Origin of the sequence: Mycobacterium sp. ITM-2016-00318 (assembly GCF_002968285.2) — a bacterium.
Classification (GTDB): Bacteria; Actinomycetota; Actinomycetes; order Mycobacteriales; family Mycobacteriaceae; genus Mycobacterium.
Genome location: NZ_CP134400.1, coordinates 1,316,837 through 1,333,343 on the forward strand (window position 1 = coordinate 1,316,837; position 16,507 = coordinate 1,333,343).

General features: G+C 67.7%; 13 protein-coding genes. 7 read left to right on the top strand and 6 right to left on the bottom strand.

The genetic code is table 11. The annotated features are described in order from the left end of the window. Nucleotides 1-366 (bottom strand): hypothetical protein, encoded by a 366-nt coding sequence (locus tag C6A82_RS06385; protein WP_142405824.1) that lies wholly within the window; start codon nt 364-366, stop codon nt 1-3. On the opposite strand from C6A82_RS06385, the gene upp reads away from it, so the two are divergent. After that, nucleotides 343-966, top strand: coding sequence for a uracil phosphoribosyltransferase (gene upp, locus C6A82_RS06390; protein WP_105341564.1), 624 nt, complete (start codon nt 343-345; stop codon nt 964-966). The genes C6A82_RS06385 and upp overlap by 24 nt on opposite strands. On the opposite strand, the gene C6A82_RS06395 is transcribed toward upp, so the two are convergent. Together C6A82_RS06395 and C6A82_RS06400 are read right to left on the bottom strand one after the other, a co-directional pair. After that, nucleotides 963-2,603: a phospho-sugar mutase gene (locus C6A82_RS06395; RefSeq protein WP_311101719.1), complete on the bottom strand. Its 1,641-nt coding sequence runs from the start codon at nt 2,601-2,603 to the stop codon at nt 963-965. The two genes, upp and C6A82_RS06395, sit on opposite strands and share 4 nt — an antisense overlap. Further along, a complete protein-coding gene (locus tag C6A82_RS06400; protein ID WP_105343651.1) occupies nt 2,600-3,112 on the bottom strand; it encodes a MarR family transcriptional regulator in 513 nt (170 codons plus the stop codon). Before C6A82_RS06400 ends, C6A82_RS06395 begins: the two co-directional genes overlap by 4 nt. 87 nt (nt 3,113-3,199) lie before the next feature. Between C6A82_RS06400 and C6A82_RS06405 the strand changes: the two genes are divergently transcribed. Then, nucleotides 3,200-4,330, top strand: a complete 1,131-nt coding sequence (locus C6A82_RS06405; protein ID WP_255419220.1) for an AbrB family transcriptional regulator — start codon at nt 3,200-3,202, stop codon at nt 4,328-4,330. Here C6A82_RS06405 and C6A82_RS06410 read toward each other — a convergent pair. Further along, complete coding sequence (locus C6A82_RS06410) at nt 4,276-5,070, bottom strand: purine-nucleoside phosphorylase (protein WP_105343649.1); 795 nt, start codon at nt 5,068-5,070, stop codon at nt 4,276-4,278. The two genes, C6A82_RS06405 and C6A82_RS06410, sit on opposite strands and share 55 nt — an antisense overlap. 37 nt (nt 5,071-5,107) lie before the next feature. On the opposite strand from C6A82_RS06410, the gene C6A82_RS06415 reads away from it, so the two are divergent. Both C6A82_RS06415 and C6A82_RS06420 read left to right on the top strand, forming a co-directional pair. Beyond that, nucleotides 5,108-6,292 carry a M20 family metallopeptidase gene (locus C6A82_RS06415; protein WP_105343647.1) on the top strand — a complete coding sequence of 395 codons (1,185 nt, stop codon included), beginning with the start codon at nt 5,108-5,110 and terminating at the stop codon, nt 6,290-6,292. Continuing rightward, nucleotides 6,289-7,458, top strand: a complete 1,170-nt coding sequence (locus C6A82_RS06420; RefSeq protein ID WP_105343644.1) for an amidohydrolase — start codon at nt 6,289-6,291, stop codon at nt 7,456-7,458. The genes C6A82_RS06415 and C6A82_RS06420 overlap by 4 nt, the downstream gene beginning before the upstream one ends. Before the next feature lie 68 nt (nt 7,459-7,526). Here C6A82_RS06420 and C6A82_RS06425 read toward each other — a convergent pair whose 3' ends face one another. Then, complete coding sequence (locus tag C6A82_RS06425) at nt 7,527-8,006, bottom strand: gamma-glutamylcyclotransferase (protein ID WP_105343642.1); 480 nt, start codon at nt 8,004-8,006, stop codon at nt 7,527-7,529. Between the two features lie 65 nt (nt 8,007-8,071). Here C6A82_RS06425 and C6A82_RS06430 point away from each other — a divergent pair, with 65 nt between their 5' ends. Genes C6A82_RS06430 through C6A82_RS06440 form a run of 3 tightly spaced genes read left to right on the top strand, consistent with a single transcriptional unit; the run spans nt 8,072 to nt 12,172 of the window. Beyond that, nucleotides 8,072-9,490: an NAD(P)H-quinone dehydrogenase gene (locus C6A82_RS06430; protein ID WP_199193673.1), complete on the top strand. Its 1,419-nt coding sequence runs from the start codon at nt 8,072-8,074 to the stop codon at nt 9,488-9,490. A 55-nt stretch (nt 9,491-9,545) separates the two neighbouring features. After that, the gene (locus C6A82_RS06435) at nt 9,546-11,294 is read left to right on the top strand and encodes a glycerol-3-phosphate dehydrogenase/oxidase (protein WP_105343638.1); all 1,749 of its coding nucleotides are present in this window, start codon (nt 9,546-9,548) and stop codon (nt 11,292-11,294) included. Beyond that, nucleotides 11,291-12,172: a pseudouridine synthase gene (locus C6A82_RS06440; protein ID WP_105343635.1), complete on the top strand. Its 882-nt coding sequence runs from the start codon at nt 11,291-11,293 to the stop codon at nt 12,170-12,172. Before C6A82_RS06435 ends, C6A82_RS06440 begins: the two co-directional genes overlap by 4 nt. On the opposite strand, the gene C6A82_RS06445 is transcribed toward C6A82_RS06440, so the two are convergent. After that, complete coding sequence (locus C6A82_RS06445) at nt 12,152-16,501, bottom strand: putative Ig domain-containing protein (RefSeq protein WP_311101720.1); 4,350 nt, start codon at nt 16,499-16,501, stop codon at nt 12,152-12,154. The two genes, C6A82_RS06440 and C6A82_RS06445, sit on opposite strands and share 21 nt — an antisense overlap. Nucleotides 16,502-16,507: the final 6 nt, after the last annotated feature.

Below are 16,507 nucleotides of genomic sequence, written 5' to 3' on the forward strand. Positions count from 1 at the left end.
TCAGAGGAGACGGCTGCCGCGTCGGTCGGCGTCGGTGTACGCGTCGGCCACCACGCCCGTGCGCGACCGCGCCGAAGCCAGCTCCTCGGCGAGGAACGCAATGGCACGCGTCTCCGCAGCGATCGCGTCGACGAGCGTGTCGAGGAACCGGGCGCCGACCGGACCGAAGGCGGCGACGGTGTCGGCACCAGGCATCGACTTCAGGGCATCGGCGGCATGGGACAGGTCATCGGCTTGATTCGAGCAGTGCGCCCCGAGCGCATGAATGGCATTCGTATCGACAAGCATGGCGATACGACGATCGTGCGCGCCGGGCGGTTCCCTGACGTTAGGGTCGGGCCCATGGACGTTCGCGTCGTCGACCATCCGCTCGCCGCAGCTCGGCTGACCACGCTTCGTGACGAGCGCACCAACAACGCGACTTTTCGCGAAGCGCTGCGCGACCTGACCCTGATGCTGGTCTACGAGGCCACCCGCGACGCGGCGACGGAAAGCATTCCGGTCCGCACGCCGCTCGCCGAGACGACCGGATCGCGGTTGGCCAACCCGCCGCTGCTGGTGCCCGTGCTGCGTGCGGGCCTCGGCATGGTCGATCAGGCGCACGCTCTGATCCCGGAGGCACACGTCGGGTTCGTCGGCGTAGCCCGCGACGAGGAAACTCATGCGCCGACACCGTATCTGGAGTCCCTGCCCGACGATCTGAGCGCTCAACCCGTGTTCGTTCTCGACCCGATGCTCGCCACCGGCGGGTCGATGGTGCACACCATCGGACTTCTGCAGGCCCGCAACGCCGTTGACATCACGGTGATATGCGTCGTCGTCGCACCCGAAGGGATCGCGGCCCTCGAGAAGGCCGCGCCGGACGTCAAGCTGTTCACCGCGACGATCGACGAGCGCCTGAACGACATCGCCTACATCGTTCCCGGCCTCGGCGATGCCGGCGATCGGCAGTTCGGGCCGCGCTAGAACTTTCCGGCCAGGTCGGCCAGCTCTTCGGCCAGCTGTCTGGCCTCGGCCCGCGCGGCGTCGAGGTTTCCGTCGACGGACTTCCGACGAACCTCGATGTAGGACTTGACCTTCGGCTCGGTGCCAGACGGTCGCACCGCCACCCGGACGGTGGTGTCGTCGTCTCCGCCCTCGAGGATCACCGCGTCGGTTCTGCGCTCGTAGGGCCGTACCGCCGCCAAGTCCGTCATCGCGACTTCGAAACCGCACAGCTTCCTGGGCGCGCTTGCGCGCAGCCGGGTCATGACTTCCGCGGCCTCATCGGCTCCGGCCACTGGCCGTGAGACCGAGAGCGTGGTGTGCACGCCGTGCGCACGAGCGAGGTCGTCGAGGGCGTCGAGAACGGTGCGGCCCTGATCGCGAAGAGCAACGACCAGGTCGCAGAACAACACCGCCGCGCTGATGCCGTCCTTGTCGCGCACCGAGGACGGGTCGACGCAGTGGCCGATCGCCTCCTCATAGGCGTAGACCAGGGTGCATTCCGACAAGTCAGCGTCGGCCCGCGAGAGCCACTTGAAGCCGGTCAACGTCTGCACATGCCGGGCACCATGCGTCGACGCAATGCGAGCCAGCATCTGAGACGACACCACCGAGCTCGCCACCACGGCGTGTTCGGCGACCTCGCCCGGATCGATCTGAGAAAGGATGTAATCACCGAGCAGCCAACCGGTCTCGTCGCCCGTGAGCATGCGCCAGCCATCGGGTGTCGGCACCCCGACCGCACATCGATCGGCGTCGGGATCAAGCGCGATGGCGACCTCAGCATCGGCCTCGGCCGCGAGCTTCAGAAGCTCGTCGGTCACTCCCGGTTCCTCCGGATTCGGGAACGGAACCGTTGGGAAGTCCGGGTCTGGAGCGAACTGGCTTTCTACTACCTGTACGTCGGAGAAGCCAGCTCTGACGAAAGCATCGAGCGCATATTCGCCGCCGACACCGTGCAGCGCGGTGAACGCCAGCCGCGCCGATCCATGTGTCCGACGCACCCGCGAGGCGCGATCGACATAGCGCTGAATCAGGTCCATGCCCGACGTCGCCACCGGGACCCGCCGGATCTGGTCGGCGTGGGGGGCCTTGCCGACCATTGCCTCGATCTCCCGGTCGGTGGGCGGGACGATCTGCACCCCGCTGTCGAAGTACACCTTGTAGCCGTTGTGCGACGGCGGATTGTGGGACGCGGTGATCTGGATGCCCGCGCTGGCGCCGAGATGGCGGGCGCCGAACGCCACCACCGGCGTCGGGACCGCGGCGAACATCAAGGTGACCATGAAGCCCTCGGCGGCCAGCACCTCGGCGGCGGCGAGGGCGAATTCCTCGGAGCCGCGCCTCGCGTCTCCGCCGACGACCACGCGTGAGCCGGCATGGTCGCGTTCCTTGAGCACCTGCGCGACGGCCCACGTCGTCCGCAGCACGACCGCGAGGTTCATCCCGTCGGGTCCGCCGCGGATCGGTCCGCGAAGCCCTGCCGTGCCGAAGGTCAGCGGGTGGGCGAACCGGTCTGAGAGCTCTTCGTCGCTGCACGCCTCCAACTCGGCGACGGTCACCGGGTCGGGGTCATGGGCAATCCATTCATGTATTTCCGGTGAGCCGTCGCTCGTCATGGCTCGTGTGTTCCCACTTTTCCTTCGGGGTAAGCCAGCTTCCGCAACACGGGCGCAACCAGCATGAGCAGGTCGAATTCGAGGTCGGTGAGGTTTTCCCGCATGGTCGTGTTCAGCCAGGCGTCGCGCTCGGCGCGGTCGTCGGTGAGCAGCGCCACCCCGTCGTCGGTGATCTCGACCAGCTGGCGACGCCGATCGTCGTCATCGGGGCGGCGCGACACCAGGCCCCGGCTCACCAATTCATTGATGCTGTCGGTGAGCGATTGCACGCGCACGTGCAGGCGCGCGGCCACCTCGGCGGGGGTGCTCACGCCGGTCTGTTTCGCTCCTCGCGTGCGCGTGGTCTGTTTCGCTCCTCGCGTGCGCGTGGTCCGGCTGACCTCGCCGAGCACCTCCAGCTGAGACAGCGTCAACCCGTGATCGGGGCGGTGCCTGCGCATCTGCCTGGTCACGGCCATCATCGACTCCCGCAACTCGGTGGCGGGCGATCCGGCGCGCACGTCGGTCATAACCAAGTTATACCTTGGCAATCCTTCGCTGTCATAGCGAGAACAACCGTGTTGCATGCTAATTTTGTCAAGGGCATACTTGTCATAGTGACGAGAGAGCGACTGAAGCGGACAGGCAATTGGGTGCTGCTGGTCATCGCCACCGTCGCCGTCACCGTGCCGCTGACAATGCTCGGCGTTCCGTCGGCCGCGCTGTTCGCCGCGCTCGTCGTCGGCACCGCGTTGGCGCTGCCTTCGCTGGCGCCCAGCCGGATGCCGCGACACGCGGGCATCGCCGCCCAGGGTGTGCTCGGCGTCTACATCGGCACGATGGTCCACAGCGACGCCGTCAGCGCTCTGGGGCCGGACTGGCCGATCGTGGTCGCCGTCGCGGTCGCCACCTTGGTACTCAGCATCACCGCGGGTGCGCTGCTTGGACTGCACCGCGACGTCAGCCCCCTCACCGGCTCGCTCGCGTTGGTCGCAGGCGGCGCGTCCGGACTGGTGGCGATCGCCCGTGAACTCGGAGGCGACGATCGCGTCGTCGCCGTCGTGCAATACCTGCGCGTGGCATTGGTGACCGCCTCGATGCCCGTCGTCGTCACCATGATCTACCACGCGGACCGCACGCACCACTCCGCGGCCGCCGCTCAGAACGGCTCGGCGCCTTGGTATTCGAGCGTGGCGATGATGGCGGTCTGCATCGTCGCGGGTGCGGCGGGCGGCAAGCTTCTCCGCCTTCCCGGTGCGGGACTGCTGGGGCCGCTCGCGCTGACCGTTGCGCTGCAACTCAGCGGGTTGTCGTTCGGCCTCTCGGTACCCAACGTGTTGGTGCAGATCGGCTACATGGTGATCGGCTGGCAGGCAGGCGTCGTCTTCACGCGTGAGTCGCTGCGGGCGGTCGGCCGGATCCTGCCTGCGGCCATTGCGCTGATCGTGCTGCTCGGTGTCGCCACCGCAGGCTTCGGCGTGCTGCTGGCCGACATCGCAGGCAAGACACCGCTCGAGGGTTACCTCGCGACCAGTCCCGGCGGCGTCTACGCCGTGCTGGCGATCGCCGTCGAAACAGGTTCAGGCGTCACCTTCATCATCGCCGCCCAGGTTTTCCGTGTGCTGCTGATGCTGTTCACCGCGCCGTTGCTGGCCCGAACCGTGATCAAGTTGACCGAGCGTCGCGCTCGACGTCAGAGCCGGGAGATCACCGAGGCGAGCAGGGAACCCGTCCGCGTCGCCGACTGACGGCCCGCTTCCAATACCTCTTCGTGATTCAGCGGCTCGCCCGTCATCCCCGCGGCGGCGTTCGTCACCAACGAAACCGCGAGCACCTCGGCGCCCGCCGCTCGTGCGGCGATCGTCTCGTGCACCGTCGACATGCCGACCAGGTCCGCGCCGAGCGTGCGCAACATCCTGATTTCTGCGGGGGTCTCGTAATGCGGCCCCGGCAGGCAGGCGTAGACACCGTCGGCGAGGTCGGGGTCGACCTCGCGGGCCAGCGCCCGCAGCCGGGGTGAATAGGCGTCGACCAGATCCACGAACTGCGCACCGATCAGCGGCGATCGTGCGGTCAGGTTCAGGTGGTCGCTGATCAGCACGGGCTGTCCAACCGTGAAATCCTCTCTCAGCCCGCCGGCGGCGTTGGTCAGAACCAAGGTGTGGACGCCTGCGGCGCACGCGGTACGCACCGGATGCACGACATGGCTCAGATCGTGTCCCTCATAGGCGTGGAGCCTGCCGACGAACACCAGCACGCGATGACCGCCGGTCCGCGCAGAAATGAGGTCGCCGCGATGCCCTTCGGCGGTCGGGGGAGAGAATCCGGGTAGTTCACCCATCGGAACCACCGCGGTCGGAGCACCCAACTCAGCGGCCGCGGGTGCCCACCCCGAACCCAGGATGACGGCGACATCATGGCCGTCGACTCCGGTGCGTTCGCGGATTGCGGCTGCCGCCTGCTGCGCTACCGCGTCCGGATCGGTCACAGTTCGGCAGCTTAGCTCCCAGTGAGATACTGCCAAGATGCCCACCGCCACCGCCTCCGTCAGCGTCGAAGACGCAGTAAACCGGCGAAGTGGCGACCTTATCGAGCTGTCCCACGCCATACACGCCGAACCGGAGCTGGCTTTCGCCGAGCACAAGAGCTGCGCCAAGGCGCAGGCGTTGGTCGCCGAGTACGGCTTCGACATCACCGCTGCGCCTGCCGGGCTGGACACGGCGTTTCGCGCCGAGTTCGGCAGCGGTCCCTTGGTCATCGGCATCTGCGCGGAATACGACGCCCTGCCGGAGCTCGGGCATGCTTGCGGCCACAACATCATTGCCGCCTCAGCCGTCGGCGCGGCACTGGCACTCGCCGACGTCGCCGACGATCTCGGCCTCAAGATCGTGCTGCTCGGTACCCCGGCTGAAGAGGCGGGCGGCGGAAAAGTGTTGTTGCTCAACGCGGGAACGTTCGACGACATCGCCGCGACGGTGATGATCCATCCGGGCCCGATCGACATTGCGCGAGCGCGTTCGCTGGCGCTGTCCCAGGTCGAGGTGACCTACCGCGGCATGGCGGCCCACGCTGCCGTCGCACCGTATCTGGGTGTCAACGCCGCTGACGCGACCACGCTGGCGCAGACGGCCATTGGGTTGCTCCGTCAGCAGTTCGCGCCCGGCCAGATGGCTCACGGGATCGTCACCGACGGCGGCCAGGCCGCGAATGTCATTCCGGCCCGCGCGGTGCTGCAGTACATCATGCGCGCGACCGACGCGACATCACTGCGCCATCTCGAGGACAAAATGGCCGACTGCTTCCTCGCAGGCGCGATCGCGACGGGCTGCGACTACGAGGTGGAAGAGACCGAACCGCCGTACGACGAACTCGCGCCGGACAGGTGGCTGGCCGACGTTTTTCGCGGCGAGATGGTCCGCCTCGGCAGGGCACCGATAGGTGAGGAGATCGAGGCAGCCGTGCCATTGGGTAGCACCGACATGGGCAACATCACGCAGGTGATGCCGGGTATCCATCCTGTTATCGGAGTGGAAGCCGACGGGGCATCGGTGCACCAGCCCGGCTTCGCCGCCGCTGCCGCCAGCCCGAGCGGGGACAAGGCCGTCGTCGAGGGCGCGGTCATGCTGGCGCGCACGGTCGTCGCGCTCGCCGAAATGCCCACGGAGCGGGATCGGGTGCTCGAATTGCATGCTGAGCGGGTGGCGCCGTGACGCTTCTCGAGGCCGCCGACGACTGGCTCGCCGCCCACTTCGATGACGTGGTGGCCTGGCGCAGGCACATCCACACCCATCCCGAACTCGGCCGACAGGAGTTCGCCACCACGCAGTTTGTGGCGTCGCATCTGGCCGACGCCGGGCTGAACCCGAAAGTGTTGCCCGGCGGCACGGGTCTGATCTGCGACTTCGGTCCCGAGCACGGCCCGCGCATCGCGCTGCGGGCGGATATGGACGCGCTGCCGATGTCCGACCGCACCGGGATGCCGTACGCGTCCGAGGTGCCCAACGTCGCGCACGCCTGCGGGCACGATGCGCATACCGCGGTGTTGCTCGGTGCGGCTCTCGCGCTGAACTCGGTGCCCGAGCTGCCGGTCGGTGTCCGGCTGATCTTCCAAGCCGCCGAGGAGCTGATGCCCGGCGGCGCCATCGACGCGATTTCGGCGGGCGCAATCAACGGGGTGTCGCGCATTTTCGCGTTGCACTGCGATCCGCGGCTGGCGGTCGGAAGGGTCGCGGTGCGGCAAGGACCGATCACGTCGGCCGCCGACCACATCGAGGTCACGCTGCACAGCCAGGGCGGACACACGTCGCGACCGCATCTGACCGGCGACCTCGTTTACGGGCTCGGCACGCTGATCACCGGGGTGCCGGGGGTGTTGTCGCGCCGCATCGACCCGCGCACCAGCACGGTGATGGTGTGGGGCGCCGTCAACGCCGGTGTCGCGGCCAACGCAATCCCGCAGACCGGCATGCTCGCTGGCACCGTGCGCACGGCCAACCGCGACACTTGGCTGACGCTGGAAGCCATTGTCGGCGAGACGATTACGGCACTGCTCGCACCGCTGGGCATCGAGCACATGCTGCATTACAAGCGCGGCGTGCCGCCGGTGGTCAACGAGGAGATCTCGACCCGGATTCTGACCCATGCCATCGAGGCCATCGGGCCCGGGGTGCTGGCCGATACCCGGCAGTCCGGCGGCGGCGAGGACTTCTCCTGGTATCTCGAGGAGATTCCGGGTGCGATGGCGCGGCTGGGGGTCTGGTCGGGCCGCGGCCCGCAGCTCGATCTGCACCAGCCGACGTTCGACATCGACGAGCGTGCGCTTGCGGTGGGCGTTCGCACACTGGTGAACATCGTCGAAGAGGCCGCCGCCTTTTAGTGCGTTGAGACTGCAGCCGTGGCGAGGGCTACTCGCACTTCTTCGCCCCTAGTGCAGTCTCGATGAGGCTAGGACGACGTGCCGGGGCCGATGTTGCGGGACGGCCGGTTGCGCAGATCGCGCACGTATTCCTCCGGCGCACCGGCGATTTCGGCCGCGTCGGCCACCACACCGAGATAGCGCGCCGAGGGAAGCCCGCCTTCCCAGGCGTCGACGACGTACAGCCAAGCCAGCACCGGGTCGGTCGTGGTATCCGACGACAGCCGGTCCACGCGGCACCGGATCTTCTTGTGCACACCCAGCTCGCTTCCCTCCCAGCGGTCCAGGTTCCGCTCGTCGGCATCGGTCATGTCGTAGAGCACGACGAACACCTTCTCCAGCGGATCCTCGACGAGCGTGGCCAGCGCGCCTTCCCAGCCGATGTCCTCGCCGCCGAAGGTGAGCCGCCAGCCGTGCAACCATCCGGTGCCCGCCATCGGCGAGTGCGGTGCCCGCTCCTGCATCTGTTCCGGATGCATGTTCGATCCGTACGCGGCGTAAATCGGCACGGAGAAACTCTAAGGCTTCGCCCAGTGGCTGGGCGGCCAACGGCGCGCTTGGCTAGGTTAAGGCGGTGGCAGCTACCCGAATTGTGATCATCGGCGGCGGCCCCGCCGGGTATGAAGCGGCGCTGGTCGCCGCCGCCCGCGGCCGGGACGCCGCCGAGATGACTGTCGTCGACAGCGACGGCATCGGTGGCGCCTGCGTGCTGTGGGACTGCGTGCCGTCGAAAACGTTCATCGCCTCGACCGGCGTGCGGACGGAGCTGCGCCGGGCCCCTGATCTGGGGTTCGATCTCAAATTCGAGAACGCCGAGATTCAGCTGCCGCGGATCAACGAGCGTGTCAAGAGGCTTGCCGCCGCACAGTCCGCCGATATCGCCGACCGGCTGCAAAGCGAGGGCGTCACCCTCATCGACGGACGCGGCGAACTCGTCGACGACGTGCCCGGCATGGCGCAGCACCGCATCAAGGTCAGCACACCCGACGGCTCGACGAACTTGTTGGAAGCCGATGTGGTGTTGATCGCCACCGGCGCCAGCCCACGCGTGCTGCCCGGCGCGATGCCCGACGGCGAGCGAATCCTCAACTGGCGCCAGCTCTATGACCTCGATGCGCTGCCCGACCATCTCGTAGTGGTCGGTTCCGGCGTCACCGGCGCCGAATTCGTCAACGCCTACACCGAACTCGGCGTGACGATCACGGTGGTGGCCAGCCGCGACCAGATCCTGCCGCACGAGGACTCCGACGCCGCCGCGGTGCTCGAAGAGCTGTGGGAGCAGCGCGGCGTCAAACTGGAGAAGAACGCGCGGGCCGAGTCGGTCGTCCGTTCCGGTGACGGTGTTCTGGTGACGTTGACCGATGGCCGCACCGTCGAGGCCAGCCACGCGTTGATGACCGTCGGGTCGGTGCCCAACACGTCGGAACTCGGCCTGGAGAAGGTCGGGATCGAACTCGGCGAGGGCAACTACCTGACCGTGGACAGGGTGTCGCGCACCTCGGCGCCGGGCATTTACGCGGCGGGCGACTGCACAGGCCTGATGCTGCTGGCTTCTGTTGCCGCGATGCAGGGCCGCATCGCCATGTACCACGCGCTGGGCGAGGCGCTGAGCCCAATCAGGCTCCGCACCGTCGCAGCTGCCGTGTTCACCCGCCCGGAGATCGCCGCCGTCGGCGTGCCGCAGGCCAAGATCGACGACGGAACGGTCGCCGCCCGCACGATCATGCTGCCGCTGGAAACCAATGCGCGAGCCAAGATGTCCAGCCTGCGCCGAGGCTTCGTGAAGATCTTCTGCCGGCCGGCAACCGGGGTGGTGATCGGCGGCGTGGTCGTCGCGCCGATCGCCTCCGAACTGATCATGCCGATCGCGATGGCGGTGCAGGACGGTCTACCTGTCGATGAACTGGCGGAGACGTTTTCCGTCTACCCGAGCCTGTCGGGCTCCATCACCGAAGCCGGCCGACGGCTGATGCGGCACGACGATCTGGACTAGCCGCGGGTAGCCTGGAGAATAGCTACTGACGAGTAACAAGAGGAGGGGTCTCCGCGTGAGCGACCCGATCCCCGCTACGACGGGCAAGGGGCAGACCCTGCTGGGTCCCGAGCAGCGGAAAGAGGCATGGGACCGACTCGGCAGCGAGCAGTTCGACGTCGTCGTCATCGGCGGCGGCGTGGTCGGGGCAGGCGCTGCGCTCGATGCCGCGACCCGCGGGCTGAAGGTCGCCCTCGTCGAGGCCCGCGACTTCGCGTCGGGCACGTCGAGCCGATCATCGAAGATGTTCCACGGCGGGCTGCGCTACCTGGAGCAGCTCGAGTTCGGGTTGGTGCGCGAGGCGCTCCACGAACGTGAGCTGTCGCTGACGACACTCGCGCCGCATCTGGTCAAACCGCTGCCGTTCCTGTTCCCGTTGACCAACCGCTTGTGGGAGCGGCCCTATGTCGCGGCGGGCATTTTTCTCTACGACCAGCTCGGCGGATCGAAATCGGTTCCAGCGCAGAAGCATTTGTTCAAGGCGGGCGCCCTGCGGCTGGCGCCGGGACTCAAGCGGAGCTCTTTGATCGGCGCCATCCGCTACTACGACACCGTGGTCGACGACGCCCGCCACACCATGACGGTCGCCCGCACGGCCGCACATTACGGCGCGGTGGTGCGAACCTCGACGCAGGTGGTTTCGCTTTTCCGCGAAGGGGATCGGGTGACCGGGGTCACCGTCCGCGACTCGGAGGACGGGTCCATGACCGAAGTCCACGGTCACGTCGTCGTCAACGCCACCGGTGTGTGGACCGACGAGATCCAGGCGTTGTCCAAGCAGCGCGGTCGATTCCGGGTGCGGGCGTCCAAGGGTGTGCACATCGTGGTGCCGCGCGACCGCATCGTCAGCGAGGTGGCGATCATCCTGCGCACCGAGAGATCGGTACTGTTCGTCATCCCGTGGGGTACGCACTGGATCATCGGCACCACGGACACCGACTGGAACCTCGACCTCGCGCATCCCGCGGCCACCAAGGCCGACATCGACTACATCCTGACCCACGTCAACAAGGTGCTGGCCACGCCGCTCACCCATGACGACATCGACGGTGTGTACGCGGGGCTTCGCCCGCTGCTGGCGGGGGAGAGCGAGTCGACGTCGAAGCTGTCGCGTGAGCACGCCGTCGCCGTTCCCGCGCCAGGCCTCGTCGCCATCGCGGGAGGCAAGTACACGACCTACCGAGTGATGGGCGAGGACGCAATCGATGCTGCGAGCGAATACGTGCCGACGCGCGTGGCGCCGTCGATCACCGAGAAGGTTCCGCTGATGGGCGCCGACGGCTATTTCGCGTTGATCAACCAGACCGAGCACGTGGGGTCGCTCTACGGGCTGCATCCCTACCGGGTGCGGCACCTGCTGGATCGTTACGGCTCGCTGATCGGCGAGGTGCTGGCGATGGCAGTGGGCAGGCCGGACCTGCTGGCGCCGATCGGCGAAGCGCCGGTGTACCTGCGGGTCGAGGCGTGGTACGCCGCGGTGGCCGAGGGCGCGCTGCACCTCGAGGACATCTTGGCCCGCCGCATGCGGATCTCGATCGAATATCCGCACCGCGGCGTGGACTGTGCGCGCGAGGTCGCCGAAATCGTGGCGCCCATTCTCGGTTGGAGCGCCGAGGACGTCGACCGCGAGGTGAACACCTACATCGCCCGGGTGGACGCTGAGGTGCGGTCGCAGCAGCAGCCCGACGACGAGTCGGCCGACGCACTGCGGGCGGCTGCGCCGGAGGCGCGCGCCGAGATCCTCGAGCCGGTGCCACTCACTTGAGGCGTGCCGCGCCGTTGCCTGACCGGGACGGGGTCGGCCCGGCGCGGGTGCGGCTGCGCGGTGGCTCGGTGCTGGTGGAGCTGGCCGATCGATTCGGTGAGGCTGCCGCGACCAAAGTGCTTGCCGGCGAGGTCGTTTGCGCCGACGGATCTGTCGTCATGGCGTCGACCGTATTGCCACCGAACTCGCATGTGTATCTGTACCGCGACCTGCCCGACGAGGTTTTGGTGCCGTTCGACATCCCGGTGCTCTACCGCGACGAGAACATTGTGGTGGTCGACAAACCGCATTTCTTGGCGACGATGCCGAGGGGCGGCCACGTTGCGCAGACGGCGACGGTGCGGCTACGGCGAGAGCTGGATATGCCCGAACTGTCGCCGGCTCATCGGTTGGACCGGCTGACGGCGGGGGTGCTGTTGTTCACGGCGCGGCGCGAGGTGCGGAGCGCTTATCAGAAGCTGTTCGCGCGCGGTGAAGTACGGAAGACGTATCTGGCGCGGGCGGCGGTCGACCCGTCGCTGGAGTTTCCGCTGACGGTGCGGAGCCGAATCGTCAAGGAGCGCGGTCGGTTACAAGCTTTCGAGGAGCCGGGCGAGCCGAACGCCGAGACGTTCGTCGAGCACCTCGGCGACGGCTTGTATCGGCTGACCTCGCGCACCGGCCGGACACATCAGCTGCGAGTCCATATGGCGTCGCTGGGCCTGCCGATCGTCGGAGATCCGTTGTATCCCCATGTGGTCGACGTGGCGCCCGACGACTTCTCGAATCCGCTGCAGCTGCTCGCGCAGAGCATCGAGTTCACCGATCCGACAGGTGGACGCTTACGTCGATTCGTCAGTCAGATCCCGCCGAGGCGCTTACGCGATCTCGACCACTGATACCGAGTCGCCGACCCCGTTGACGACGTATAGGTGCACGCCATCCGCCGCCGGCACAACGGCCCATGGGGTATCGCCGACGGGGAAAGTGAGAATGACCGTATTCGTGGCGGTGTCGATGACCGACACGGTGTCGCTCCCCGAGTTCGTGACGTAAGCACGGGTGCCGTCGGGACTGATCGTAACTCCTACTGGACCCTGACCGACGGGGACGGTGGCCACCACCGTGTTAGTGGTCGTGTCGATTACGGATACCGTGTTGACCGTCCCGTTAGGAACGTACGCGCGTGCACCATTGGGGGTTACCGCCACCTCGAACGGGCGCCCGCCGCCAACGGGGACTGTCGCGATCACAGTATTGGCGTTGGTGTCGATGACCGACACGCTGTTGCCATCAAGATTCGTGACGTAGACGCGATTTCCGTGGACGGCTACCCCGTCTGGGTTAGTCCCCACTGGGATGGTGGCGATGACGGTGTTGTTAGCGGTGTTGATTACAGACACGGTGTTGTCAGCACCATTCGCGACGTAGGCGCGGCTGCCGTCGGCGGTAAACGCAATGCTGCGAGGGTCGTTTCCGACGGGGATGGTGCCGACGACTGTGTTGTTGGCGGTATTGATGACAGAGACATTGTCTGTAACCCGGTTGGTGACGTAAACAAAGGCCCCATTCGGCGTGACCGCCGCGTCGCTGGGCCATGTGCCCACAGCGATCGTGGTCACGAGGGTGTTGTTCGTTGTGTTGATCACTGTTACGGAGTTGCTCAGCACATTCGTAACGTACGCGCGAGTTCCTGCTGGATTGAGCGCAATTCCTTGCGGACTGTCACCCACGGGAATCGTTGCGATGAGGGTGCCGTCCAGGGTGTTGGCGACGGCGAGGGTGAAGGTTTGGGTGGCGGTGGTGTTGGCGGCGTCGGTGGCGGTGACGGCGACGGTGTAGTTGCCCGGGGTGGTGGGGGTGCCGCTGATGGTGCGGGTGGTGGGGTTGAACGTCAGCCCTGCCGGCAGGCCGGTGGCGGTGTAGGTGAGGGTGTCGCCGTCGGGGTCGGTGAAGGTGCCCGCCGGGATGGTGTAGCTGAAGGGGGTGTCTTCGACGGCGTTCTGGTTGGGGGGCGGGGTGCTCGCGGTGGGGGCGTCGTTGGTGTTGGCCACCGCCAGGGCGAGGGTGGTGCTGGCGGTTTGGCCGCTGGGGTCGGTGGCGGTGACGGCGACGGTGTAGTTGCCCGGGGTGGTGGGGGTGCCGCTGATGGTGCGGGTGGTGGGGTTGAACGTCAGCCCTGCCGGCAGGCCGGTGGCGGTGTAGGTGAGGGTGTCGCCGTCGGGGTCGGTGAAGGTGCCCGCCGGGATGGTGTAGCTGAAGGGGGTGTCTTCGACGGCGTTCTGGTTGGGGGGCGGGGTGCCCGCGGTGGGGGCGTCGTTGGTGTTGGCCACCGCCAGGGCGAGGGTGGTGCTGGCGGTTTGGCCGCTGGGGTCGGTGGCGGTGACGGCGACGGTGTAGTTGCCCGGGGTGGTGGGGGTGCCGCTGATGGTGCGGGTGGTGGGGTTGAACGTCAGCCCTGCCGGCAGGCCGGTGGCGGTGTAGGTGAGGGTGTCGCCGTCGGGGTCGGTGAAGGTGCCGGCCGGGATGGTGTAGCTGAAGGGGGTGTCTTCGACGGCGTTCTGGTTGGGGGGCGGGGTGCTCGCGGTGGGGGCGTCGTTGGTGTTGGCCACCGCCAGGGCGAGGGTGGTGCTGGCGGTTTGGCCGCTGGGGTCGGTGGCGGTGACGGCGACGGTGTAGTTGCCCGGGGTGGTGGGGGTGCCGCTGATGGTGCGGGTGGTGGGGTTGAACGTCAGCCCTGCCGGCAGGCCGGTGGCGGTGTAGGTGAGGGTGTCGCCGTCGGGGTCGGTGAAGGTGCCCGCCGGGATGGTGTAGCTGAAGGGGGTGTCTTCGACGGCGTTCTGGTTGGGGGGCGGGGTGCCCGCGGTGGGGGCGTCGTTGGTGTTGGCCACCGCCAGGGCGAGGGTGGTGCTGGCGGTTTGGCCGCTGGGGTCGGTGGCGGTGACGGCGACGGTGTAGTTGCCCGGGGTGGTGGGGGTGCCGCTGATGGTGCGGGTGGTGGGGTTGAACGTCAGCCCTGCCGGCAGGCCGGTGGCGGTGTAGGTGAGGGTGTCACCGTCGGGGTCGGTGAAGGTGCCCGCCGGGATGGTGTAGCTGAAGGGGGTGTCTTCGACGGCGTTCTGGTTGGGGGGCGGGGTGCCCGCGGTGGGGGCGTCGTTGGTGTTGGCCACCGCCAGGGCGAGGGTGGTGCTGGCGGTTTGGCCGCTGGGGTCGGTGGCGGTGACGGCGACGGTGTAGTTGCCCGGGGTGGTGGGGGTGCCGCTGATGGTGCGGGTGGTGGGGTTGAACGTCAGCCCTGCCGGCAGGCCGGTGGCGGTGTAGGTGAGGGTGTCGCCGTCGGGGTCGGTGAAGGTGCCCGCCGGGATGGTGTAGCTGAAGGGGGTGTCTTCGACGGCGTTCTGGTTGGGGGGCGGGGTGCCCGCGGTGGGGGCGTCGTTGGTGTTGGCCACCGCCAGGGCGAGGGTGGTGCTGGCGGTTTGGCCGCTGGGGTCGGTGGCGGTGACGGCGACGGTGTAGTTGCCCGGGGTGGTGGGGGTGCCGCTGATGGTGCGGGTGGTGGGGTTGAACGTCAGCCCTGCCGGCAGGCCGGTGGCGGTGTAGGTGAGGGTGTCGCCGTCGGGGTCGGTGAAGGTGCCCGCCGGGATGGTGTAGCTGAAGGGGGTGTCTTCGACGGCGTTCTGGTTGGGGGGCGGGGTGCCCGCGGTGGGGGCGTCGTTGGTGTTGGCCACCGCCAGGGCGAGGGTGGTGCTGGCGGTTTGGCCGCTGGGGTCGGTGGCGGTGACGGCGACGGTGTAGTTGCCCGGGGTGGTGGGGGTGCCGCTGATGGTGCGGGTGGTGGGGTTGAACGTCAGCCCTGCCGGCAGGCCGGTGGCGGTGTAGGTGAGGGTGTCGCCGTCGGGGTCGGTGAAGGTGCCCGCCGGGATGGTGTAGCTGAAGGGGGTGTCTTCGACGGCGTTCTGGTTGGGGGGCGGGGTGCCCGCGGTGGGGGCATCGTTGACCGGGGTGATGTTGATGGTCAAGGTGCCGGTGTCGGTGTGCGCACCGCCGAACAGCAGCCCGCCAAGGCCGTGGACATGCGGCCGCCAGGCTTTGTCGCTGACGGTGTAGGTGAACACGTCTTGACCGCTGGCGTTGGCCACTGGCGTGTATGTGTAGGAACCGTCGGCGGCGAGAACGAGCGTGCCCTTACTGCTCGTGTAGGTGCCGGGATTGGTGACTGTGAGCGTCTCGAAGGTGCCGTCGGGATTCCCTAGACGGTCGTTGGTCAACACGTTGCCCGTCGCCGGGTTGACTTCGCCAGTTGTGACAACATCCGGGACAGCGTCCGGGCGGCGGTTGCAAAAGCTGAGCTGAATTTCGCGGCGCGCCCATGCCAGCACACCGAGCAGCAGCGGCGGCTCGGGCGGAGCGACGGGGCCGGGAGCGAGGAACGGCGCCAAAGCGGCTGATATGAAGCGCGTCACGACGCCCACCGGATTGATCAGAGGTGGGGTGGGCGGTGCCTGAATATGAGCGACAGAGGGCGCCACGACGTCTTGCTGCCCATTGTCGACAATTGCTTGTCGCTGAACCCCCTCGGGGACAACGGCGTTCGGCGTAAAGATCTGGCGGTTCTGCGGACCTCCACTGGACGGAAGGCTGACCAGTGCCTTGATCTCATTCGCAACGCTGACGGGAAGGGATGTCACGGAGGGCGCGAGCTCGCGGCTCTCGGCGTTGGATGCGAGCCGCGGCGTGACCGACGACCCGGAATCGGCAGTCGGATGCCCCTGTGGTGCAGCGCCTTGCGCGGGTGCGGGATTCTTGGGCAGGTTGTTTGTCACTGCCGATGCGACGTTTTCGATCACTGTCGACAGCCGAGGCAGACGTGGTTGCGCACTGTCCGTGCGTGACCTCTGCGCTCCACCCGTCGCGTTGAAGATCATCTTCGGAACGTCGGCGATTCGCTCCAACGGCGACCGAGGTCGGCTCGAGTTCCCGGGGGCCGCAGTCGGCGAAGGAGAAGGGGGTGTGGTGCCAGCGCCGTCGCCATCGTTGTGGTTCGTGTCGCCATCCTGCGATGTGTCCGGCGACGGGTCCCCTTCGGTGGCATAGGCGACGCCGAGTCCAAGACCGTGCCCGGAAGCCATCGCCGCTCCGATCCCGAGCGCTACCGCCAGCGCGCCGACGCGGCCGACGTACGCCGCGTAGGCCGGATTCTTGTCGCCGGCGTTGATGTGCTCGGTCATGGTGTT

Excerpts from the sequence above, each read along its gene's own strand:
- C6A82_RS06400 (WP_105343651.1), bottom strand. The coding sequence starts at position 3,112 with ATGACCGACGTGCGCGCCGGATCGCCCGCCACCGAGTTGCGGGAGTCG.
- C6A82_RS06445 (WP_311101720.1), bottom strand. The coding sequence starts at position 16,501 with ATGACCGAGCACATCAACGCCGGCGACAAGAATCCGGCCTACGCGGCG.
- C6A82_RS06385 (WP_142405824.1), bottom strand. The coding sequence starts at position 366 with ATGGTCGACGACGCGAACGTCCATGGGCCCGACCCTAACGTCAGGGAA.
- C6A82_RS06415 (WP_105343647.1), top strand. The coding sequence starts at position 5,108 with ATGCCCACCGCCACCGCCTCCGTCAGCGTCGAAGACGCAGTAAACCGG.
- C6A82_RS06395 (WP_311101719.1), bottom strand. The coding sequence starts at position 2,603 with ATGACGAGCGACGGCTCACCGGAAATACATGAATGGATTGCCCATGAC.
- upp (WP_105341564.1), top strand. The coding sequence starts at position 343 with ATGGACGTTCGCGTCGTCGACCATCCGCTCGCCGCAGCTCGGCTGACC.